This is a genomic window from Streptomyces sp. NPDC017993, from assembly GCF_044328065.1.
Classification (GTDB): Bacteria; Actinomycetota; Actinomycetes; order Streptomycetales; family Streptomycetaceae; genus Streptomyces.
Genome location: NZ_JBIRGO010000010.1, coordinates 285,666 through 307,513 on the forward strand (window position 1 = coordinate 285,666; position 21,848 = coordinate 307,513).

18 protein-coding genes are annotated in these 21,848 nt (G+C 73.2%); 7 read left to right on the forward strand and 11 right to left on the reverse strand.

Annotated elements, in window-relative coordinates:
- Positions 1 to 44: 44 nt before the first annotated feature.
- From ACH4FH_RS20755 to ACH4FH_RS20770, 4 genes are all read right to left on the reverse strand, one after another.
- Positions 45 to 836: a phosphatase PAP2 family protein gene (locus tag ACH4FH_RS20755; protein ID WP_398557332.1), complete on the reverse strand. Its 792-nt coding sequence runs from the start codon at positions 834 to 836 to the stop codon at positions 45 to 47.
- A 137-nt stretch (positions 837 to 973) separates the two neighbouring features.
- A complete protein-coding gene (locus ACH4FH_RS20760; RefSeq protein WP_398557333.1) occupies positions 974 to 1,579 on the reverse strand; it encodes a phosphatase PAP2 family protein in 606 nt (201 codons plus the stop codon).
- A 288-nt stretch (positions 1,580 to 1,867) separates the two neighbouring features.
- Entirely contained in the window at positions 1,868 to 3,346 is a 1,479-nt protein-coding gene (locus tag ACH4FH_RS20765; RefSeq protein ID WP_398557334.1) for an ATP-binding protein, read from the reverse strand.
- A 1-nt stretch (position 3,347) separates the two neighbouring features.
- A complete protein-coding gene (locus ACH4FH_RS20770) occupies positions 3,348 to 4,286 on the reverse strand; it encodes a response regulator transcription factor (RefSeq protein WP_398557335.1) in 939 nt (312 codons plus the stop codon).
- Between the two features lie 314 nt (positions 4,287 to 4,600).
- Between ACH4FH_RS20770 and ACH4FH_RS20775 the strand changes: the two genes are divergently transcribed.
- From ACH4FH_RS20775 to dgt, 4 genes are all read left to right on the forward strand, one after another.
- Complete coding sequence (locus tag ACH4FH_RS20775; protein ID WP_398557336.1) at positions 4,601 to 5,155, forward strand: GH25 family lysozyme; 555 nt, start codon at positions 4,601 to 4,603, stop codon at positions 5,153 to 5,155.
- Between the two features lie 44 nt (positions 5,156 to 5,199).
- Positions 5,200 to 6,030, forward strand: coding sequence for an ammonia-dependent NAD(+) synthetase (gene nadE / locus ACH4FH_RS20780; protein ID WP_398557337.1), 831 nt, complete (start codon positions 5,200 to 5,202; stop codon positions 6,028 to 6,030).
- Between the two features lie 262 nt (positions 6,031 to 6,292).
- Positions 6,293 to 6,652 (forward strand): hypothetical protein, encoded by a 360-nt coding sequence (locus tag ACH4FH_RS20785; protein WP_398557338.1) that lies wholly within the window; start codon positions 6,293 to 6,295, stop codon positions 6,650 to 6,652.
- Positions 6,653 to 6,745: 93 nt separating this feature from the next.
- Positions 6,746 to 8,071 carry a dGTP triphosphohydrolase gene (gene dgt / locus ACH4FH_RS20790; protein ID WP_398557339.1) on the forward strand — a complete coding sequence of 442 codons (1,326 nt, stop codon included), beginning with the start codon at positions 6,746 to 6,748 and terminating at the stop codon, positions 8,069 to 8,071.
- A 90-nt stretch (positions 8,072 to 8,161) separates the two neighbouring features.
- On the opposite strand, the gene ACH4FH_RS20795 is transcribed toward dgt, so the two are convergent.
- The 7 genes from ACH4FH_RS20795 to ACH4FH_RS20825 all read right to left on the reverse strand — a co-directional run bounded on the left by ACH4FH_RS20795 (position 8,162) and on the right by ACH4FH_RS20825 (position 15,079).
- Positions 8,162 to 9,007 carry a cytochrome c biogenesis CcdA family protein gene (locus ACH4FH_RS20795; protein ID WP_398557340.1) on the reverse strand — a complete coding sequence of 282 codons (846 nt, stop codon included), beginning with the start codon at positions 9,005 to 9,007 and terminating at the stop codon, positions 8,162 to 8,164.
- A complete protein-coding gene (locus tag ACH4FH_RS20800) occupies positions 9,004 to 9,780 on the reverse strand; it encodes a DsbA family protein (protein ID WP_398557341.1) in 777 nt (258 codons plus the stop codon). The genes ACH4FH_RS20795 and ACH4FH_RS20800 overlap by 4 nt, the downstream gene beginning before the upstream one ends.
- 56 nt (positions 9,781 to 9,836) lie before the next feature.
- The gene (locus tag ACH4FH_RS20805; RefSeq protein WP_398557342.1) at positions 9,837 to 10,307 is read right to left on the reverse strand and encodes a hypothetical protein; all 471 of its coding nucleotides are present in this window, start codon (positions 10,305 to 10,307) and stop codon (positions 9,837 to 9,839) included.
- 416 nt (positions 10,308 to 10,723) lie between these two features.
- Entirely contained in the window at positions 10,724 to 11,251 is a 528-nt protein-coding gene (locus ACH4FH_RS20810) for an ATP-binding protein (protein ID WP_398557343.1), read from the reverse strand.
- Positions 11,252 to 11,527: 276 nt separating this feature from the next.
- A complete protein-coding gene (locus ACH4FH_RS20815) occupies positions 11,528 to 12,295 on the reverse strand; it encodes an enoyl-CoA hydratase/isomerase family protein (RefSeq protein ID WP_398557344.1) in 768 nt (255 codons plus the stop codon).
- Positions 12,296 to 12,389: 94 nt separating this feature from the next.
- The gene (locus tag ACH4FH_RS20820; RefSeq protein WP_398557345.1) at positions 12,390 to 13,628 is read right to left on the reverse strand and encodes an Ig-like domain-containing protein; all 1,239 of its coding nucleotides are present in this window, start codon (positions 13,626 to 13,628) and stop codon (positions 12,390 to 12,392) included.
- Between the two features lie 224 nt (positions 13,629 to 13,852).
- Positions 13,853 to 15,079, reverse strand: coding sequence for an Ig-like domain-containing protein (locus ACH4FH_RS20825; RefSeq protein WP_398557375.1), 1,227 nt, complete (start codon positions 15,077 to 15,079; stop codon positions 13,853 to 13,855).
- A 404-nt stretch (positions 15,080 to 15,483) separates the two neighbouring features.
- On the opposite strand from ACH4FH_RS20825, the gene glgX reads away from it, so the two are divergent.
- The 3 genes from glgX to ACH4FH_RS20840 all read left to right on the forward strand — a co-directional run bounded on the left by glgX (position 15,484) and on the right by ACH4FH_RS20840 (position 21,548).
- Positions 15,484 to 17,712, forward strand: a complete 2,229-nt coding sequence (gene glgX, locus ACH4FH_RS20830; RefSeq protein WP_398557376.1) for a glycogen debranching protein GlgX — start codon at positions 15,484 to 15,486, stop codon at positions 17,710 to 17,712.
- Between the two features lie 69 nt (positions 17,713 to 17,781).
- Positions 17,782 to 19,635: an ABC transporter ATP-binding protein gene (locus ACH4FH_RS20835; RefSeq protein ID WP_398557346.1), complete on the forward strand. Its 1,854-nt coding sequence runs from the start codon at positions 17,782 to 17,784 to the stop codon at positions 19,633 to 19,635.
- A gap of 5 nt (positions 19,636 to 19,640) precedes the next feature.
- Positions 19,641 to 21,548 (forward strand): ABC transporter ATP-binding protein, encoded by a 1,908-nt coding sequence (locus ACH4FH_RS20840; RefSeq protein WP_398557377.1) that lies wholly within the window; start codon positions 19,641 to 19,643, stop codon positions 21,546 to 21,548.
- Positions 21,549 to 21,848 lie beyond the last annotated feature (300 nt).

Below are 21,848 nucleotides of genomic sequence, written 5' to 3' on the forward strand. Positions count from 1 at the left end.
GATCGTCAACGTTTCATGGGCCGCGATCAGCGGCGACGGGGTGTTCAGCCGAGTGGGGTGGCCGGGGGCGGGGGCGGGCCCGGGTGGCGGAAGGCGAAGGGCTCCGCGATCAGCGCCAACGCCAGGACCACGGCGGCCAGGAGCCAGCCGCCGAGAATGTCAGCCGGCCAGTGGACGCCCAAATAGACACGGGTGGCGCCGACTCCGATCGCCCACAGCACCAGCACCGTGCACCAGGTGCGGGCCACGCCAGGGCGGGCACGGTGCAGTACGCCCCAGGCCAGGAGGCCGGCGATCAGTGCGGCGTTGGTGGCGTGGCCGGAGGGGAAGGCGTAGTCGGGGGCGGGCCCGACCCATTCGCCGGACGGTGGCCGCGGGCGCGCGAGGAGTTCCATCAGGCCGTAGCGGGCGGCCTGCCCCACCGCGAGGACGACGACGGCGCAGGCCACCGTACGGAGCCGGCCGAGCGCACCCCGGCCGGCCAGCAGACCGGCCACCACCGCCAGCAGGTACAGGACGGGCCCGCTGCCGGTCACGGTGAGCACACGGGCGAGGGAGCGCACCGGCTCCCCGTTGTGCGCCGTCGACCAGTCATGGGCAGCCTGTTCGGAGGCGAGCGGGGAGCCGTCGCCCACCGTCGCGACGACGGCAAGGGCCGCGAAGAGCGCCGCGCACACCGCCGCGAACGCGAGCAGCGGACCGGGCCTGCGGGCGTCCGGGGGGCGGTGCGGGAGATGCAGCGGGGGGTGCTGCGGGAGGTGGCGGGGCAATGAGAGGTGGAAGGGATGGTGCGTGGTCTCCTGCGCGGGGCGGGTGCCCTTCGGTGTTTTCTGCAAGGCGTCCTCCGGTCCCTTCGCCGACTCCGGGTCCTGCTCGGGTGCCGGTCCCCCCTCCGGCTTCCTGCCCTTCGTGCGTTCCGGCTCCCGCCCCGCTCCCTTCCCCGGTTCCGGTCCGGGTCTCGGCGCGGACGGCGTCACCTGGCGGCCACCAGGGCACGCAGCCGGGTGGTGCGCAGGCGGTCGACGGCCGGCGTCGCGTGCCGGGCGAGCGGCAGGAGCGGCCGGGCGACGACCACACCGATGGCCAGGCCGGCGAGGACGTCGTGCGGGTAGTGAGCTCCTACCCAGATACGCGAGAACGCCATCAACAGCGCGGCCGGGACGGCGATCCGCCCGAGCCGGGGAGCGCACCGGATCAGGGCGACCGCGGCGGCCGCCGCGATGGCCGCGTGGTTGCTGGGGAACGACCAGTCGGTCACGCCCGGACACATCGCGACGGTGACCGTGTGCAGGGTCCGGCAGGGCCGCGCTTCGTCGAAGAGGGCCTTGACCGTGTCGTTGGCGACGTAGACCAGGGTCACCACCAGGGGGCCGGCCAGCACCTTCGCCATCTCCGCGGCAGTGCCGCGCCGGGCCCGCCACCAGCAGAGCGCCATCAGGATCGCGAAGAGGAACAGGCCGTAGTCGGTGCCGTACGAGACGAGGACGTTGACGGTGTGCGGGGCGCGCTGCGCGAGATCGGTGATCCAGGTGTAGAGGCCGCCGTCGATCGAGGCTGCGCCGAGGGCGACGTTGCTCACAGGCTTCTCCTTGGCGGGTGGCTCGATGCGAGGCCCGGCGGTGGGCCGTGCCCTCCGCTGTCCGTGCGGCCGGCTGCCCCTCTGCAGTCACGTATACGGTCTACCTGACTGTATACGTCTAAAAGGTGACGATCCGTTTCATGTCGGACGGACCACCCGTGCAGCCGCGCCCCGGGGGGAGCCTGCGGCCGGCGTGTTCGCCGATGCCCCGGCCTGACGGCCCGTCGCACGCGCGGCGCACTCGGAAGGGCACGGGGCGGTGCACGTCACGGACACACGGCACGGACATCAGTGAGCGCGCTGGGACCCGTGGCCCGCACCCGTCCCGATCGTGAAGCCGAGGACGGCGCCGCCGCCCGGCCGGTGGCCGGCGAAGGCGTGGCCGCCGTGCGCGGTGACGATCTCGCGGACGATGGCGAGGCCGAGGCCCGAGCCCGGCAGCCCGCGGGCGGCGGGGGCCCGGTAGAAGCGGTCGAAGACCCGGGTGCGGTCGGCGTCGGCGATGCCGGGACCGCGGTCGAGGACCTCGACGCGGGCGCCGGTGACGACGACCTCGATCGGTTCGGTGCCGCCCGGGTCGAACTTGGCGGCGTTCTCCAGCAGGTTGGTGAGCGCACGGTGCAGTGCCGCGGGCCGGCCCTCGACCGCCGCGGGTCGCGTGCTGCGCACGGTGATCTCACGCCCCGTGCGGCGGCGGGCCGAGGCGGCCCCCTTCTCCGCGACCTCGGCCAGGCTGACCTGGGCCAGCGGGTCGTCACCCCGCTGCCCGGCGGCCAGGTCCACCAACTCATTGACCAGGTCGGTGAGTTCGCGGGCCTCACCGGCCAGGTCGGTGAGCAGTTCCGCACGGGCCCGCGGCGGCAGCTCCTCGAACCGCTTCAGCAGCGAGATGTTCGTCCGCAACGAGGTCAGCGGCGTGCGCAGCTCGTGGCCCGCGTCCTGGACGAGGCGCTGCTGGTCCTGGACGGCCGCGGCCAGCCGCCCGAGCATGTCGTCGAAGGCCCGCCCGAGCCTGGCGACCTCGTCCCGGCCCGCGACCGGGACCGGGACGTCCAGCCGGCCGTGCTCGGCCACGCTCTCCGCGACCGCGGTGAGCCGGACGAGCCGGCCGGTGATGCGGCGCGCCAGCCACCACCCGGCGGCCCCGGCCAGCACCAGGACCGCGGCCGCCAGCAGCGCGGTGCGCCGCTGGAGCGCGGAGAGCAGGTCCTCGGTCCCGCTGAACTTCTGGGCCACCTGTACCGCGCCGCGGCCACCGCCGAGTGCGACCGTCGCGACGTGGTACTCCTCGTCGCCGATGTCCGCTTCCCGCTGTGTGTGACGGCCCGCCTGCGCGGCCCCGACGACCCGGCGTTCCCGGGCGCCGACCGGGAGGGCGGGGCTCCCCGGGTCCACGATCCGCCCGCCGGCCCCCAGCACCTGCACATCGGTGCGGGTGCGGCGGGTGAGATCGTCGCGCGGGCCGTCGCGGCCGGGTCCTGCGGCCGCGTAGTCCCCGGGCCGGAACGACCGCTCCCGCACCTGGGTCCGCAGGTCCCCGACCACCTCGGAGAAGACCGACTTCTCGTCCACCCGGACCAGCCGGGCCGCCGCGTCATAGCTGAGGAACCCGACGAGGGCGGTCACCGCCGCGGCCCCGGCGGCGAAGGTCACCGCGAAGGCGGTGCGCAGACTGGCCGGCTTACGGGTCCGCAGCCAGGCGCCCACGCCGCGGCCGCGTGGCGCGCCGCGTTCCCGGCGCCGGGAGGGGCCCGCGCGCCCGGTCACGTCAGTCCTCCCGCAGCACGTAGCCGACGCCACGCACCGTGTGGATGAGCGGCCGGCTGCCCGGCACGTCGACCTTGCGCCGCAGATAGCCCACGTACACCGCGAGATTCTTCGAGCCGGGTCCGAAGTCGTAGCCCCAGATGCGGTCGTAGATCGTCGAGTGGTCCAGCACGATCCCGGCGTTCCGCGCCAACAGCTCCAGCAGCTCGAACTCGGTACGGGTCAGCTCCAGCTCGCGCTGCCCGCGCCAGGCACGGCGGGAGGGGCCGTGGATCCGCAGATCGGCGGCCTCGACGACGCCCTCGGCCGCGGCCTTTGCGCCCTGCGCCACGCCACTGCCCGCCGTATCGCCGCCGGCCGTTCCGCTGCCGACGGCGCCGCCCCGCGTGCCCGTCCCGTCCTTCTGCCCGGCCTCCCCGTCCTGATTGCCCTGGTTGCTGTGGTTGCCGTGGTTGCCGTGATCGCCATGGCCGGCGTGGCCGCCGTCCTCGCCGTACGGGTTCCGCCGTCCTCCCGCCCCTCCTGTGCCTTCCGCCCCGTCCGCCCGGGGCGCGCTGTCCGCGGCCGCCGTCTGTGCCATCCGCCGGAGCAGCGCCCGCAGCCGGGCGAAGACCTCCTCCACCTCGAAGGGCTTGACGACGTAGTCGTCCGCGCCGGCGTCCAGCCCGGCGATACGGTCCGCCGTCCCGACCCGGGCGGTGAGCATGAGGATCGGGGTGCGGTCCTGTTCGGCCCGCAGCGTCCGGCACACCTGGAGCCCGTCAAGGCCCGGCATCATCACGTCGAGGAGGATCACGTCCGGCCGCTCGCGGTGCACGGCGGCCAGCGCCTGGAGACCATCGGCGACCGCGGTGACCTGGTATCCCTCAAGGATCAGGGCGCGCTCCAGGGCGGTGCGGATGGGACGGTCGTCCTCGGCGAGCAGTACGGCGTAGGTCACCGGGCAAGTCTGCCAAGGCCCCGGCGGTGCGGCGGGGGCGGCCGCCTCCCGCCGGGCGGCGGGCTCACCCGGCTCGGCGCCCCGGCCGGACCGCGAAGGCCCGCGAAGGCTGTGATGAGAACCACCCTGGTCACTCCCAGCTGTTTCCGCCCCACCCGCCGCTCGCTGCACCAGCAGGCTCTCCCCTCACCAACTCACCCGTGAGAAAAGGAACTTCACCGCCGCGATCTGGCGTCTCAGGTCGTGAACATGCTGAACTGCTGGAACGCAGATGACGCTTCGAAATCGCAGGTCCGATCGGCAGGAGGCCGCTCATGCTGCATGGTGTCGATGTCAGCTCGTACAACGCCTCGTACTCGGCCGAGGGGTTGGACTTCGTGATCGTCAAGGCGACCGAAGGCCGCTCCTACATCAACCCGCACCAGTCCGCGCAGGCGTCCAAGGCCCGCAAGGCGGGCTGTGTGGTCGGCTTCTACCACTTCCTGTGGCCGGGGAACATCGCGGCGCAGGCGAAGTACTTCGTCGAGAAGTGCGCGTCCGTCCAGGGCGACATCCTGGCCGCCGACTGGGAGCGCACCGGCGAGGGGACCTACGCCAGCAACGCGCAGAAGGACCAGTTCCTGCTGGAGGTCAAGAAGCTGCGGCCCACCCACCGCGTGATGCTCTACTGCAACAGAGACTTCTGGCTCAACCACGACACGACGTCCTACGCGGCCGACGGCCTCTGGATCGCCGACTACGTCTCGGCCGGCCACCCGCGGATCAAGGCGAAGTGGCGCATCCACCAGTACACCGACCGCCCGCTGGACAAGGACGTGGCGGACTTCTCCAGCAAGGCCGCCCTCAAGAAGTGGGCGCACCCGTCATAGGATTTCCCACCAGCACACGGACAGACGCAACAAAAGGAGCAGCTGTGACCGACCCGGCGCCCAAGGCCCTGCAGCAGGAGATCGCCCGGGATCTCCAGGTGAGCGCGTCCTTCGACGCCGAGCGGGAGATCGAGCGCCGGGTGGCCTTCCTCGCCGAGCAGCTGACATCCACGGGCCTGCGCTCGCTGGTCCTCGGGATCAGCGGGGGCGTCGACTCCACGACGACGGGCCGGCTCTGCCAGCTCGCCGTGGAGCGGGCCCGTGCCGCCGGGCACGACGCGACGTTCTTCGCGATGCGGCTGCCCTACGGCGTCCAGGCGGACGAGGAGGACGCGCAGCGGGCGCTGGACTTCATCCGGGCCGACCGGCAGCTGACCGTCGACATCGCCCCGGCGAGCGACGCGGCGCTGGACGCGGTGGTGAAGGGCGATGTGACCTTCCGCGACGCCGGGCACCAGGACTTCGTGCAGGGCAACATCAAGGCCCGCCAGCGCATGATCGCGCAGTACGCGGTCGCGGGCGCCCATGAGGGCCTGGTCGTGGGCACCGACCACGCGGCCGAGGCCGTCTCCGGATTCTTCACGAAGTTCGGCGACGGCGCGGCCGACGTCGTGCCGCTCACGGGGCTGACCAAGCGCCGGGTGCGTGCCGTCGCGGCGGCGCTCGGCGCCCCCGACGAACTGGTCACGAAGGTGCCCACGGCCGACCTGGAGACCCTCGACCCGGGCAAGCCCGACGAGGACGCGCTCGGCGTGAGCTACGCGCAGATCGATGACTTCCTGGAGGGCGAGCCCGTCAGCGACGAGGTCTTCCGGACCATCGTCCGCCGCTACCGCCTCACCGGCCACAAGCGCGAGCTGCCCATCGCTCCCTGAGCCGGTCCCGCCGTACGACCGGTCCGCGGCACGACCGGTGCACGGTGGAACCGATCCCGCCCCCCGGGTGGTGCGCACGCACCCGCTCCCGGGGGCGGGCCGCGTTCCCACGTCCTCTCACGGATCGGTCATCCGCCGGCCAGGGGCCGGTCACCGTCCCGGTGCTAAATGGTCGGCGGCAGCGGGCATGCATGCGGCCATGGGAAGCCGCGAAATCCGATCGGAAGATCAACTGTCAGTGGGGGCGCCTACGCTCCGGGGCATGGGTGACGCACCGCTACGCGAACTCCGCACCGCGCTGACCACAGCCGCCGACATCGCCTCCGCCCTCCAGGCCGCGCCGAACCGGAGCGACGCCGACCAGCTCGTCGACGTCCTCCGGAAGGCGCTGGCCGCGGCCGGCTCACTGGGCGCCGAGACCGGGCCGACCGGCTGCGCCCTGCATCCGCACGGCGCCGTCGACCCCCTCTACGGCGACCCGGAGGACCCGCTGCCGCCGGAGTACGGAAAGTGCCTGCTCTGCAACGACCGCCGCCGCCGGGCCGACGCCCACCATCCCCACCCACACGCCAGGCCCCGCCCGCATCCGCTGTCCCACCGCCGCCGACGGCAGAGCGCGTAGCGCGGACGCTCCGGGCGGCGGTGGGACAGTGCCCGCATCCGGTAGACCTTCGGTTCCGCCCGCCGGCACCCCGGCAGGACGTAGCATCCGCGCATGCGACCTGCCACATACAGCGACGAGGATCTAGAGCAGCACTCCCTGCGGCGCCGGGTGCCCGACGACGGGCAGCGGTCCGGATTCGCGCACGACGTCGACCGGATCCTGTACTCGACCCAGTGGCGGGCCCTGGCCGGCAAGAGCCAGGTGGTGGCCAGCGCCGAGCTGGGCGCCTACCACACCCGGCTGACGCACTCCATGAAGGTGGCCCAGCTCGGGCGCCGGATGGCGGAGCGGCTGGAGCGCAAGTACGGCGGCCCGAACCCCGCCCTGGTCGAGGCGGCCTGCATGGCCCACGACATCGGTCATCCGCCCTTCGGGCACGCGGGCGAGATGGCCCTGCGCGCCACGATGGACGAGCTGCACTTCGCCACCGGCGTGCTGGACAGCTTCGAGGGCAACGCGCAGACCCTGCGCGTGCTGACCTTCCTCGCCGCCCACAAATACCCCGGCCACCGCGGGCTCCACCTCACCCGTGCCTGCCTGGACGCCGCCACGAAGTACCCGTGGGAGCGGGCCCCGGCCGACCAGGACCCGGCGCGGCATGTGAAGTGGGGGGTGTATGTCGCCGACCGGGAGGCATTCGCCTGGGTGCGCGGCGACCGCACCGACACCGCCGTGCCGGTCGAGGAACAGCTCATGGACTGGGCGGACGACGTCACCTACGCCTGCCACGACGTCGAGGACTTCTACCGCACGGGCCTGATCCCACTGGCCGCGCTGTTCCCGCCGGACGGCGCCGCGGGCGGCGACACCGAGCGGGAGATCCGCCGCTTCCTGGACTATGTGCAGGCGAAGCGGAAGCGGGCGGGGGCGCCCTTCGACCGGGACGCGGCGCTGCTGCTGATGTCGGACATCGGCAAACGGCTCGCGGTGCACGCGCCGTACACCGGCAGCCACGAGGACGCCGTCGCGGTCAACCGCCGCACCGCCGATCTGATCTCGTACTTCACCCGCCAGATCGAGCTGGAGGTGAGCGGCACGGCCGCGATCCGGTACGGCGCGCGGCTGGTGATCCCGGCGGAGCGGCGGGCCGCCTGCGATCTGCTCAAGGAGCTGGTGTGGTGCTACGTCATCGACCGCCCCGCGCTCGCCACCCAGCAGCACGGCAAGCGCCGGGTGGTGAGCGAGCTGCTGCGCTGGAGCTACGACGCTCCCGAGCTGCTGCCGCCGGACCGCACCGAGGAACTGGCCCTGCACGGTGACCGGCTGCGCGCCGCCGCGGACCATGTCGCCTCGCTCACCGAGGACCAGGCACTGGCGCTGCACCGGCGGCTGTCCGGCACCGGCCTGGGCTCCGTCAACGACAACGTCTGGCTGTAGGCACATAGCGCCGGTCGGCCCGGCAGCCCGCGCGCAGCGGGACGCCGGGCCGGCCCTGCGGGGCCCACGAAACGGCTCGTGGGGCCCTGCTCAGTCCTGCGCCTTCTTCTCCGGCCGCAGCTTCTCCGGCCGCAGCGCGATACGCCCCAGCACGCCGGCGACGGCCAGCGCGACGACCGCGACCAGCACGAAGTCCGGCACGCCGTTCCCGACCCGCGCCACCCACTCCTCGACTCGGAACTCGGCGTCCGCGTCCAGGATTCCGGGCAGCGCGCCGGTCCCGTTGAAGAGCAGGAACAGCACGCCGACGCCGATGAAGAAGAGGCCGGAGAGCACGGACGTGGTGTGCAGGCGCAGCTTCCCGAGGGTGACGGAGCGGCCGCGCAGCCAGCCGCGGCTGCCGAGCTTGAAGCGGTCCCACAACAGCGCGAGCAGGAACAGGGGCAGCGCCATGCCCAGCGCGTACACGGCGAGCATCGAGGCGCCGTACAGGGGCGAGCCGCTGACCGCCGTCACCGTCAGCACCGCGCCCAGGATCGGGCCCGCGCAGAAGCCCGCCAGGCCGTAGACGCAGCCGAGGAGAAAGGTGGATACGGCCGACCTGGGGGTGATCCGGGCGGCGGCGGCCTGGGCACGCTTCGAGGCGAAGCCCAGCCCGAGTATCTGCGCGACGCCCAGCGCGATGACCAGGCAACCGCCGACGGCGATCAGCAGACCGCGATGGCCGTTGAACAGCCGGCCGGCTGCCGTGCTGGCCGCCCCCAGCGGCACCAGGGTCGAGGCGAGCCCCAGGTAGAACACGCCGGTGCGGGCCAGCAGCTTGCCGGGGTGCGCGAGGGAGTACGCGAAGAACGCCGGCAACAGCAGCGCGCTGCACGGGCTGAGCAGCGCGAGCGCGCCGCCGAGGAAGGCCGCGAGGAAGCCGATGTCGGTCACTTCGCTACCCCCGCGGTCCGCTTCTTCGCGGTCGCCGCGGCATCCCGGACGGCCTGTGCGAAGACCTCGGTGGGCTGCGCCCCGGCCACCGGCCTGCCGTTGACGAGGAAGGAGGGGGTGGACTGGACGCCCAGCCGGTAGCCCTCCTCCTGGTCCTTCTTCAGGGCACGTTCCGCGGCCGGGCTGCCCATGTCGGTACGGAACTTCTCGATGTCCCGCACCCCGCCGGCCCGAGCCAGGCCGACGAGCTTGTCCTCGGCGAGCGCGTCGCCCTTGCGGGTCTCGGCGTACAGCTCGTCGTGCATCTGCCAGAACCTGCCCTGCTGTCCCGCGGCCCAGGAGGCGCGGGCGGCCCGCTCGGAGTCCGCGCCGTAGAGCGGGAAGTTGCGGAACTCGATCCGCAGAGTGCCGGCGTCGACGAACTTCTTGACCAGCTCGGGCTGGGTCTCGCGGGTGAAGCGCCCGCAGAACGAGCACTGGTAGTCGGCGTATTCGACGAGGACCACCGGGGCGTCCTTCGTGCCGATGGCGAGCGGGTCGCCCTCCTCGCGACGGCTGGTCTGCGCGGCGAGGTCGTCGAACATCTTCTGCTGGGCGGCGTCCACCTCCGCGGGGGCGGAGGAGGCGGCTTGCGGCTGACCGGTGCCGCCGGCGTCGCGGCTGCCCTCGACGGACTTGCCGACGGCGATGCCGAGGGCGACGACCGCCACGACGAGGGCGATGACCGCGCCGAGGGCGGCCATTTTGCGGGTGGGAGAAGCGGATGTGGGCATGCGGAAGCTCCAGACGTGCGGAGTGGACATACGGGCCGGTGCGTCGGGGCAGCGGCCTATATCCGCAGGACGGGCTGGAGCGCGAAGGGATCGGTGGCGGGTGCGTTGTTCGTCGGGGGCCTGGCCAGGGCGTACTGCGCGGGCGCGTCGGCGGCGAGCGGCGCCGGGCCGGCGGTCGTGGACGCGAGCGGTTCGCCGCGGTGCGGGGCGGGCAGCGGGACGGACTCGTCGGGTGCGGGTGCGTGCCGGCCCGAGCACTTCTTCGCGGTGTCGGCCACGGCGATGGGGGCGCCCCGGGGCGGCCCGCCGCGTGGGCCGGCGGTCACGTCCCTTCCGGTCGCCGGTCGTTGGGCACCCGCTGGCCCCGTCGCGGGGGCGGCAGCGCCCACCGCGGGGCCGGCGGCGGCCGTCGCGGCGCGGCCGGCGAGCCACGCCTGGTCGCCGCCGATCCGGCACAGCAGCGGCCCGAAGGTGACCGCGAGGAGCAGCAGCAGGGTCATCGTGGCCGACCGGCGCACCTGCCGCATGTGTCCCCTCCTCGGTGCCTGGCGCGAGCGTGAACGTCCCATCCTACGGACCCTCTCCGGGCCGCCCGGCGCGGACCGGGCGCGCTTCCGCCGTTCGCGCGCCCGCGTCACTCCACTCGCACCATCACACGCGAAATCGCGCGCGCGGTCGCAGAGATGGAGGCCGGTGGCGCAGCTCACCTACGATCGTCCGGCACTTTGGGTGATTGATTCCGCTATGCCCGTCAGTGCCGCTTTGGTGGCTCGGCTTCCGGCCTGCGATAGTCGAGCACGACGCCCCCCGGTGATCCGGGAACGTTCCCGATCCCGCGGGCACACCCCTTCCGCCCGCCGGAGATCGGCCGACCGGGGCCTCGCCCGCGCACCCCGCGGGAGGCCCCGGTCCCTCTCTCCGGAGTCCGCCGCGGGCGGTCGCCTCAGCGGTCGGTCACCCGCATCTCGAACCACGTCGTCTTGCCGCGCGGCAGCAGATCCACGCCCCAGCGGTCGGAGAGCTTGTCGACGAGGAAGAGGCCGCGGCCGCTGGTGTCCATCTCCTGAACGGGCATCAGGCACGGCAGACCGCGCGAGGGGTCACGCACCTCGATACGGATCCAGCCGCGGCGGCGCAGCATGCGCAGCCCGAAGGTGCGGGCGCCGGTGTGGCGAACGGCGTTGCCCACCAGCTCCGAGACCAACAGCACGGCATGCTCGGCGAGCTGGGGCGAGAGCGCCCACTGCCGCAGCAGCACGGAGGCGGTCAGCCGGCGGGCGGTGCCGGCGGATTCGGGGCGCGAGGGCAGCCGGACCTCGTCGACGGTCGGATCGCCGACCAGATCGAGTGCCACGGACACCGGGCCGCCGGGAGCGGACGCCATGTCCGCGCCCGCACCGGGGAGTTCCCAGCATGCGGCGGCCGTGCCGCTCCGCGGCCGCGGCTGCTCCATTCCTTCGAGGCCCGCCATGCCCCCCATCATGGCCGTTACTTGGCCACCACGGGAGCGGAACCGAGGGAATCCGTTGCCCGGAATCACCGGTTCCGCACCCCTGGCGGGACATACGCCAATGGCAGTCAGGGGCCCTTCACAGCCCGCCTGACCTGCGATGACCTCTCGTGCACGAGTGATCACCCGGCGTGCCCGAGAAGGCCCCGCAGGGGCGCGAAGAAGTTTTCCGTGATTCCCCCACACGAGGCATGGACTCACGGGCAAACCTCATTCGCACCGCCAACACCAGCCGTTTCAGCGGAACTTGGCCTTGCCCGGGCCTTCCTCGACGAAGCTGCGCATACCGGTCTCCCGGTCCTCGGTCGCGAACAGCCCGGCGAACCAGTTGCGTTCGATCGTCAGCCCGTTGTCGATGTCGGTCTCCAGGCCCGCGTCGATCGACTCCTTCGCGGCGCGCAGCGCCAGCGCGGGACCCGACGCCAGCCGCGACGCCCAGGCGTGCGCCTGCTCGTAGACCTCGGCGGCGGGTACGACCCTGTCGACCAGACCGAGGGCGAGGGCCTCGTCGGCCTTGACCTGCCGGCCGGTGAAGATCAGGTCCTTGGCCTTGGACGGGCCCACCAGCCGGGCCAGCCGCTGGGTGCCACCGGCGCCCGGGATCAGGCCGAGCAGGATCTCGGGCTGGCCGAGCTTGGCGTTCCCGGCGGCGATCCGGAAGTCGGCGCAGAGCGCCAACTCGCAGCCGCCGCCCAGCGCGTAGCCGGTGACCGCGGCGACCACCGGCTTGGGGATCCGGGCCACCGCGGTGAAGGAGTCCTGCAGCGCCTTGGACCGCACGATCATGGCCGGGTGGTCCATGGCCTGCATTTCCTTGATGTCCGCGCCGGCCGCGAACACCTTCTCGCCGCCCCAGATGACGACGGCGCGCACATCGTCGCGGCGGGTGGCCTCCTCGGCCAGCTCGCGCAGCCGGTCCTGGGTGGCGATGTCCAGTGCGTTCATCGGCGGGCGGTCCAGGCGGATGGTGCCCACGCCCTCGGCGACCTCGAGATTCACAGTCATACCGAAAGGTTAGTACGCGTTAACGACAGCGGACCCGGTGCACTTGGTCACAGCGCGCCGGGCCCACCGCACTCTCCGCGGTCCGTCTGCCGCCCTACTGGCCGGCCTTCCACTGCTCCCAGGAGAGGTTCCAGTCGCTGAAGCCGTTGTCCGGCTGGATCGTCTCGTCGTGCGAGTTCTTGACGATCACCACGTCCCCGATGAGGGAGTTGCCGAAGAACCACGCCGCGGGGGTGGAACCGTCCCCGCCGCCGCGCTGGTCGAACAGGCCGACGCAGCCGTGACTGGCGTTGCGGCTGCCGAAGGTCGGCTTGCCCGACCAGTAGTTGCCGTGGATGAAGGTGCCGGAGTTGCTCAGCCGCATCGCGTGCGGCACGTCCTTGATGTCGTACTCGCCGCCGAAGCCGACGGTGTCGCCGTTCATGCGCGTCACCGGGTGCTTCTCGCTGATCACCATCTGCCCGTTGTAGGTCTCGGTGCCGGGTGCGCCGGCGGTGATCGGGATGGTCTTGATCGTCTTGCCGTCCCGGACGACGGTCATCTTCTTCGCCGAGGCGTCGACGGTGCTCACCTGGCTGCGGCCGACGGTGAAGGAGACCTCCTTGGCCTGCGTGCCGTAGACCCCGGGGCGGCCCTCGACGCCGTCGAGGTTGAGCGTGAGGGTGACCTTGGTGCCGGCCGCCCAGTACTTCTCCGGCCGGAAGTCGAGGCGGTCGTTGCCGAACCAGTGGCCCTCGACCGGGACCGACGGCTTCGCCGTGACCTTGATGGCGCCCTCGACGGCCCGCGGGTCGGTGATCCCGCGGGTGAAGCGGATCGAGACCGGCATCCCCACGCCGACCTGCTGGCCGTTCTCGGGGGTGTACTGGCCGATGAAGGTGTTCTTGGGAACGAGCGTGGTGAAGGTGGAGTGCTCGGCGGACTCGCGGCCCTGGCCGTCGACCGCTATCGCGTCGACGGTGTACTCGGTCGAGGCGCCGAGGTGACCGCTCGGCTGCCACCGGGCGCCGCCGCCGGATATCTTCCCGCCGACCTCATTGCCCTTGCCGTCCTTGACCTTGACGGACTTCAGCTTGCCCTTCTGGGCCGTCACCTTCAGCGCACCGCTGGTGGCGACATCCTCCGCGCCGTCCTTGGGCGCTATCGTCACGGCTGCCTGCGAGGCGGCCTTGTCGGCGCCCGCCTTCCCGGCCGGCGCGTTGCCGTCGCCGTCGTCACCCCCACACGCGGTGACCGCGAACAGCAGGCCGCCGAGCAGCAACGCGAGCGGACCTCCGCCCCTGTGTCGCCGCCGCCGGCGAGCCGGCACCCCCGAATTCGGCTGCACATCCACGACTGGCCCCTTTTCCCCTCGCACCGCCCGCAGTCCCCCGCGCGCGGACGCGAACAACCGCGCGCTTGCCGTTAGATAACCACACCGCGGCGACAGTTGAACTGCTCACTCATGTCACCGTTTCGTCCCAAGTGTGCGGGGTGGCGCGAAGCCGTTCCGACGGTGGCCGGCGGTGGCGCGGTTCCGCCTGAAATCCACCGTATGGCGGGGGTTCCGGGGCCGGGTCAGCCCAGCGCGCTTCCCTGCTTCCACTTCTCCCAGGGCATGTTCCAGCCACCGAGGCCGTTGCTCGGAGCGACGATGCGGTCACGTGAGTTGCGCACCTCCACGGTGTCCCCGACCCGCGAGTGGGCGAAGAGCCAGCCGGCCGGGGTGCCCGGGCCGCCGCCCTTGAGGTCCTTGAGCCCCACGCAGCCGTGGCTGGTGTTGGCGGCGCCGAAGACCTGGGGCCGCGCCCAGTAGTTGCCGTGCAGGAAGGTCCCCGACCGGGTGAGGCGCATCGCGTGCGGGACGTCCGGAATGTCGTACTCGGCGCCGAAGCCGACGGTGTCCCCGTCCATCCGCGTCACCGAGTGCCGCTCCAGGATCACCATTTTCCCGTTGTAGGTCGGATTCTCGGCGTTGCCCGCGGTGATCGGCAGGGTCGCCAGCACCCGACCGGACCGACGCACCGTCATGCGGTGCTTGGCGACGTCGATGATGCTGATCTGGTCCCGGCCGATCCGGAAGCGGATGGTCTTGCGCTGCGTCCCGTAGATGCCCGGCCCGGCCTTCACATCGCGCAGCCGCAGATCCAAGGTGACCTGGGTGCCCGGCCTCCAGCGCTCGCGGGGCCGGAAGTCCAGCCGCCGACGGCCGAACCAGTGCGGGGCGATCTCCACCGCCGGCTCGGCGTTGACCGTGACGGCGCGCTCGACGGCGGCGCGGTCGACGATCCGCCGGTTGAAGTCCAGCGAGACGATGATGCCGGTGCCGACCGTGGTGCGGTTCTCCGGCGTGTAGAAGCCGATGAAGCGGTGCGCCGGCACGAAGGTGGTGAACGTGGTGTGGCGGGCCGAGCGACGGCCCGAGCCGTCCAGGGCCACCGCGTCGACGGTGTACTTCGACCCGAGTTCGAGCGGGCCCGGCAGCGGCCGCCAGCTCAGGCCGTCCTGCGAGAGGCGGCCGGCGACGACCGCCGCACCGGCGTCCCCGGTCCGCCGGACCTCGACCCGCTCCAGCCGCCCGTCCGGCACCCGGACCTCGAACCGCCCGTCGGGCCGTACGCCGTGGGTGCCGTTGTCCGGCGTGACCCGGATCGTCTCCTGCGGGGAGCGCGGTTTGCCGCCGATCAGCGCGTCCGAACCACCGCAGCCGGCCGTCGCCACCGCCGCGAGCGCGGCGACCACCACCAGAGCGGCGCGGCCCGCGCGGGCGGCGCGCCGCCGGTGCCGCGCCTGCCCGCGGGCCATGCCTTCCACCGGGCCCCGCACGCGGCAGTTCGCTCGGACCTTCGGTCGACGCTTCACATGGACGGTCATGCACCGAATTGTGACTGATGATGTGTGAGTGGACGGGTACGCCATGAATCGGTATGTCCCGTTCAGATCAGCGAGGCCCGGACGGGCGGAAAGCGTGAGGCAACGCCCGGTTGCGGGAAGAACAACTCCGAGGGCGGGGAAAGACGCACGGCTGGGACGCCGGGCACGGCCGCCGCCCGACCGAGCCATGAGCCGCAGGAGGCCGGCACGTGTCGAGCGCACCCGAGCAGGAGGCAGTACAGGAGGGACCGGACGGATCGGAGGGGCGGGGCGGGCAGGCCGGGCCGGACGGACGGAGCGGGTCGCGACAGCGGTCCGCACCCCCGGCGCACGGCATGCCGGGCCCCGCGCTCACCCCGCCCTCCACCGTCCGCCCCGGCAGTCCGACGCCCCTCGGCGCCCGTTACCGCACCGGGCCCGACGGCGTCGCGGGCACCAACTTCGCCCTGTGGGCGGGTGGCGCCGAAGCCGTGGAGATCTGTCTTTTCGACGACGAGGAGCACGAGACCCGCCATCCCCTCACCGAGCTGACGCACGAGATCTGGCACGGTTTCCTGCCCGGTGTCCGCCCCGGGCAGCGCTACGGCTACCGCGTGCACGGCCGCTGGGATCCGTGGACCGGCGCCCGCTGGAATCCGGCGAAGCTGCTCCTCGACCCCTACGCCCGGGCCGTGGACGGCGACTTCGGGGCCACGGTCGGCGCGGACACCCCGCCGGCCCTGCCCGCCCAGCTCTACGGCCACGTCCGCGACTGGCCGCAGCAGCAGATAGCGGACACGGTGCGCGACGAACAGGACTCCGCGCCGTACGTCCCCAAGGGCGTGGTGGTCGGCGGGGACCCGGGGGACGACACGGGCGACGAGTGGCGGGACGACCGCCGGCCCAAGACGCCCTGGCCGGATTCCGTCCTCTACGAACTGCACGTGCGCGGCTTCACCATGCGCCACCCCGGCATCCCGGAACACCTGCGCGGCACCTACGCGGGTCTGGCCCACCCGGCGGCGCTGGAGCACCTCATCCGGCTCGGCGTCACCGCCGTCGAACTGCTGCCCGTCCACCAGTTCGCGCACGAGGACCACCTGGTGCGCCGCGGGCTGCGCAACTACTGGGGCTACAACTCCATCGGCTACTTCGCGCCACACGCCGGGTACGCCGCCACCGGCACCCGCGGCCAGCAGGTCGGCGAATTCAAACGGATGGTGCGGGCCCTGCACGACGCCGGCATCGAAGTCATCCTGGACGTCGTCTACAACCACACCGCGGAGGCCGGCGAACTGGGCCCCACCCTCTCCCTCCGCGGCATCGACAACCGCGGCTACTACCGCCTCCAGGACGACCCGCGCCGCTACGCCGACTACACCGGCTGCGGCAACACCCTGCATGTCGTACAGCCCCAGGTGCTGCGTCTGATCACCGACTCGCTGCGCTACTGGGTGACCGAAATGGGCGTGGACGGCTTCCGTTTCGACCTCGCCGCCGCGCTGGCGCGCTCCATGCACGACGTCGACATGCTCTCCCCGTTCCTCGCCGTCATCGCCCAGGACCCCGTACTGCGCCGGGTCAAACTGATCGCCGAGCCGTGGGACGTCGGCTCCGGCGGCTATCAGGTCGGCGCCTTCCCCCCGTTGTGGACGGAGTGGAACGACCACTACCGCGACACCGTCCGCGACTTCTGGCGCGGCGCCCAGCCCGACGTCCGCGACCTGGGCTACCGCCTCTCCGGATCCAGCGACCTGTACGCCTGGGGCGGCCGCCGCCCGTACGCCTCGGTCAACTTCATCACCGCCCACGACGGCTTCACCCTCCGCGACCTGGTCACCTACGAGCACAAGCGCAACGACGACAACGGCGAGGGCAACCGCGACGGCACCCACGACAACCGCGCCTGGAACTGCGGCACGGAGGGCGAGAGCGACGACCCCGACATCGTGGCCCTGCGCGGCCGCCAGCTCCGCAACCTCCTCACCACCCTGCTGCTGTCCACCGGCGTCCCGATGCTGGTCGCGGGCGACGAGATGGGCCGCACCCAGCACGGCAACAACAACGCCTACTGCCAGGACTCCCCGGTCAGCTGGCTCGACTGGTCACTCCTCGACGACCCGCGATGGCGCCCGCTGGCCGAGCTCGCCGCCCGCCTGATCGCCCTGCGCCGCGCCCATCCGGTGCTCCGCCGCCGCGCCTTCTTCTCCGGCCGTCCGCAAGGGCAGAGCGGGCTGCGCGACCTGGCGTGGTTCACGGCGGCGGGCACCGAGATGACCGAACAGGACTGGTACGCGCCCGGGGCCACCCTGGGCATGTACCTCTCCGGCAACGACATCCCCCAACGCGACAGCCAGGGCGTCCGCATCGTCGACGACAGCTTCCTCGTCTTCCTCCACGCCGACCACCGGCCCCGTACGGTCACCCTCCCGGGGCAGCCCTGGGCCGCGGAGTACGAGGTCGTCATCGACACCTCCCACGACGAGCAACCGCCCCCGGACACCCCGGCCGAGCGGCACCCGGCGGGCAGCACCCTCACCGTCCCGGGCCGGTCGGTGCTGCTGTTCCGGGCGGTTCCGGGGTAAGGGCACGGGCGTCGGGCGGCCCGCTTCGGCCCCCACCTGGCGCCCGGCCCGCTCCCGTAGGGTGCGGGCATGACTGACGCGGGGGCGGGTCCGGGCGCCGCGTACCACCGTGGCCCCGGGCGGTATCTGTGGTGGCTGGTCGTCCGTCAGCGGCGGCGTGTTGCCGCCGGGGCGTCGCTCGGGAGCCTGTGGATGGTGGGGCTGATGCTGCCCCCGTACGTGCTCTCCCGGGCCATCGACGAGGGCCTGGCGCCGGGGCACACCGCGGCACTGGTCGGCTGGACCGGCGTGCTGCTGGCCGTCGGGGTGCTGAACGCCGTGCTGGCGGTCATGCGGCACCGCACGATGACCAGGATCCGGATGGACGCGACCTTCCGCACGGTACGCGCCCTCGTGGCCCACACCATGCGGCTGGGCGCCGCGCTGCCGCGCCAGGTGACGGCCGGCGAGGTGGTCACGATCGGGATCGGTGATGTCGCCGTGATCAGCCAGACCCTGACGGTCACCGGGCCCGGCGTCGGCGCGGTCCTGGCGTACGCGGTCGTCGCCGCCCTGCTCCTGGCCGTCTCCCCGCTGCTGGCCGCGGTGGTCCTGGTGGGGGTGCCGCTGCTCGCGGTGCTGGTCGGACCGCTGTTGGGCCGGCTCCAGGGCGCGGAGACGCACTACCGCGAGCGGCAGAGCGGGCTCGCGGCCCGGCTCACGGACATGGTGGGCGGGCTGCGCGTGCTCAATGGCCTGGGCGGCAAAGGGGTGTTCGCGGACCGCTACCACCGCGAGGCACGGGAGTTGCGGGCCGAGGGCTACCGGGTCGGGGCGGTGACCAGCTGGATCCAGGCCCTGGGGGTCGGCCTGCCGACGCTGTTCCTCGCCGCGGTGACCTGGCTCGCCGCCCGGATGGCCGCCCAAGGGGCCATCACGGTGGGCGAGTTGGTGGCGGTCTACGGATACGCGGCGGCCTTGGTGGTGCCGGTCTCCTTCCTGATCGAGGGCGGCTACGACCTCACCCGGGGCCTGGTCGCCGCCCGCCGGGTCGTCCGGTTCCTGAACCTGGAGCCGGCGCCGGCCGACGGGGCGAGCCGCGGGCCCGAGGTGGCGTCCGCGCTGCACGATCCGGCCTCCGGTGTGGAGGTGACGCCCGGACAGCTGACCGCCCTGGCCTGCGCCCGGCCGGAGCGGTCCGCATCGGTGATCGACCGGTTGGGCCGGTTCGCGGACTCGGCGGCGACGTGGGGCGCGGTGCGCCTCGACGCGCTCGCGCCGGACATGCTCCGCGAGCGGATCCTGGTCGCCGACAACGAGGCCGACCTGTTCGCCGGGACTCTGCGCGAGGTGGTCTCCGGGCGGCGGGCCCGCGACACGGAGGCGATCGACCGCGCTGTCCACACCGCCATGGCGCAGGACATCGTCCGAGGGCTGCCCGAGGGGCTCGACACGGCGATCGAGGCCCAGGGCCGCAATCTCTCCGGCGGGCAGCGTCAGCGCGTCCGGTTGGTACGGGCGTTGCTGGCCGACCCGGAGGTGCTGCTCGCGGTCGAGCCGACCTCGGCGGTCGACGCACACACCGAGGCCGGTCTCGCGACCCGGCTGCACGCCGCGCGGGCGGGCCGTACCACCGTCGTCACGAGCACCTCCCCGCTGGTTCTGGACCGGGCCGACACCGTCTACTACCTGGTCGACGGCCGGGTCGAGGCCGTCGGCAGTCACCGTGCGCTCCTCGACGGCCACCCCGGCTACCGCCGTCTGGTCTCCCGCGGCGAGGACGACGAGGCACCGGACGGCGGCGGGGAGACACCGGCGCCCGCTGAGGAACCGGCCGGACGCGATGTCCCCTCCGACGGGCCCGAGTCCGCGGAAGACCCGGCCCGTACCGGCGGTCCGGACCGTACCGGCGGCGCGCCGGTGTCTCCGGAGGGCGCCCGGTGAGCGCCATGGGGCCCGAGCGGGCCGCCGACCCGGCAAAGGGCGCGCTTCCGGTGGCCGGTCCCGCCGAGACCCGGCGCGCCTCGCTGCGGCTGATCCGGCGGGACGGGCGCGCCTTCACCCTCATGATCACCCTGAACGTCCTGGCCGCGGGTGCCGGTCTGGTCGGCCCGTGGCTGCTGGGCCGGATCGTCGACACGGTGCGCGACGGGGGCGGGGTGCACACCGTGGACCGGCTGGCGCTCGTGATCGTGGTGTGCGCGGCGGCGCAGCTGCTGCTGGCGCGCTACGCCTGGTACGTCGGCCACCGCTTCGGGGAGCGGACCCTCGCGCGGGTGCGCGAGCAGTTCGTCGACCGGGCGCTGGCGTTGCCCGCGGCGACCGTGGAGCGGGCCGGTACGGGCGATCTGACGGCCCGCGGCACCGCGGACGTCGCGACGGTCGCCAGGACGCTGCGGGATGCCGCGCCGGAGGTCTTCATCGCGCTGGTGGAGGCGGTGTTCCTGCTCGGCGCGGTGGTGGTGCTCGATCCGCTGCTCGGGGCGTGCGGTGCCGGCCTGCTCGGGTGTCTCTTCGCCACCCGCTGGTACCTGCGCCGTGCGCACGCCGCGTATCTCGCCGAGGGGGCGGCCAATTCCGCGCTCGCCGAGCTGCTCGCGGCGAACGCGGCCGGGGCCAGGACCATCGAGGCCCTCGGCCTGCGGGAGCGCAGGACCGCCGCGAGCGAGGAGGCGATCGAGCGGTGCCGCCGCACGCGCACCCGCACGCTCTTCCTGCGCAGTGTGCTCTTTCCGGCCATGGACATCTCCGCAGCCCTCCCCGTGGTCGGTGTGCTGCTGATCGGCGGTGCGCTGCACGGGCAGGGCACGGTCCCGCTGGGGGTGGTGGTGTCCGCGGCGCTCTACATGCGGCAGGTGTCGGCGCCGCTGGACAAGATCCTTTTCTGGGTCGAGCAGTTGCAGAGCAGCGGGGCCGCCTTCGCGCGCGTGGAAGGACTGGCGCGGGCCCCGAGGTCCGCACGGGCCGCCGGCGCCGTGGCCGCTCCGCGTGTCCCGGCGCCCTCCCCGGCCCCCGGTCCGTCCCCCGTCGACGACCGCATCGACGTGTCCGGCGTCCGCTACGCCTATGCCCACGGGGACGTCGGGCACGGGCCGGACGGCACCCCCGGCAGCACCGGCACGCGCCCCGGCGACGTCCTGCACGGCGTGGACCTGACGATCCGACCGGGCGAGCGGATCGCCCTCGTCGGCCCCTCCGGCGCGGGAAAGTCCACCCTGGGCCGGCTGCTGGCGGGAATCGACGCGCCGCGTACCGGCTCGGTGACCGTCGGGCGGGTGCCGATCGCCGAGCTGCCGCCCGAGACGCTCCGCCGGCAGGTCGTCCTCGTCACCCAGGAGCACCACGTGTTCCTGGGGACCGTGCGGGACAACCTGCGGATGGCCGCGCCGGAGGCAGACGACGCCGCGCTGCGGGCCGCGCTCGCCGCGGTCGGTGCCGAGTGGGCGGCGGAGCTGCCGGACGGCCTGGACACCGAGCTGGGCCCCGGCGGCCACCGGCCCGACGGCGCGCAGGCCCAGCAACTGGCCCTCGCCCGCGTGGTGCTGGCCGACCCGCACACCCTGATCCTGGACGAGGCGACGGCGCTGCTCGATCCGCGGACCGCCCGGCACACGGAGCGGGCGCTGGCCGCCGTCCTGACGGGCCGTACGGTCATCGCCATCGCGCACCGGCTGCACACCGCGCACGACGCGGACCGGGTCGCCGTCATGGAGGGCGGCCGGCTGACCGAACTCGGCACCCACGACGACCTCGTGGCGGCGGACGGTGCCTACGCCGCGCTCTGGAGGTCCTGGCGCTCCCGGCACGGCGAACGGACCGACGCGCCCGCGGCGCCCGGCCCGGACCGCGCCCCGTAGCCCCCCGGTCACCGCCGGTCCGTCCGCCTTCCGGACATGGATTTCGCGCAACGGACGGTTTCCGGCCAATTAGTTGAACCGATCCTGACAATCGCACATCCGTGGTGGGACTCTTCCCCGCAACCGCCGCACGGGGCCCCACAGCACCACTCCCCACGGCAGTTCGCTCCATGCGCTCCACCGTTCCGTGTTCCACGGTTCCGTGATCCACCGTTCCACCCGTACGTCTCCCCCCACACGTTCCACGTGTTCTGCCTCGCTCTGCCCGGACGGCCGCTTCGCCGCCCGGTCCCCCTCGGC

Excerpts from the sequence above, each read along its gene's own strand:
- ACH4FH_RS20835 (WP_398557346.1), top strand. The coding sequence starts at position 17,782 with ATGACTGACGCGGGGGCGGGTCCGGGCGCCGCGTACCACCGTGGCCCC.
- ACH4FH_RS20805 (WP_398557342.1), bottom strand. The coding sequence starts at position 10,307 with ATGCGGCAGGTGCGCCGGTCGGCCACGATGACCCTGCTGCTGCTCCTC.
- ACH4FH_RS20815 (WP_398557344.1), bottom strand. The coding sequence starts at position 12,295 with ATGACTGTGAATCTCGAGGTCGCCGAGGGCGTGGGCACCATCCGCCTG.
- ACH4FH_RS20800 (WP_398557341.1), bottom strand. The coding sequence starts at position 9,780 with ATGCCCACATCCGCTTCTCCCACCCGCAAAATGGCCGCCCTCGGCGCG.
- ACH4FH_RS20810 (WP_398557343.1), bottom strand. The coding sequence starts at position 11,251 with ATGGCGGGCCTCGAAGGAATGGAGCAGCCGCGGCCGCGGAGCGGCACG.
- ACH4FH_RS20825 (WP_398557375.1), bottom strand. The coding sequence starts at position 15,079 with ATGGCCCGCGGGCAGGCGCGGCACCGGCGGCGCGCCGCCCGCGCGGGC.
- dgt (WP_398557339.1), top strand. The coding sequence starts at position 6,746 with ATGCGACCTGCCACATACAGCGACGAGGATCTAGAGCAGCACTCCCTG.
- glgX (WP_398557376.1), top strand. The coding sequence starts at position 15,484 with ATGCCGGGCCCCGCGCTCACCCCGCCCTCCACCGTCCGCCCCGGCAGT.
- ACH4FH_RS20785 (WP_398557338.1), top strand. The coding sequence starts at position 6,293 with ATGGGTGACGCACCGCTACGCGAACTCCGCACCGCGCTGACCACAGCC.
- ACH4FH_RS20840 (WP_398557377.1), top strand. The coding sequence starts at position 19,641 with ATGGGGCCCGAGCGGGCCGCCGACCCGGCAAAGGGCGCGCTTCCGGTG.
- ACH4FH_RS20775 (WP_398557336.1), top strand. The coding sequence starts at position 4,601 with ATGCTGCATGGTGTCGATGTCAGCTCGTACAACGCCTCGTACTCGGCC.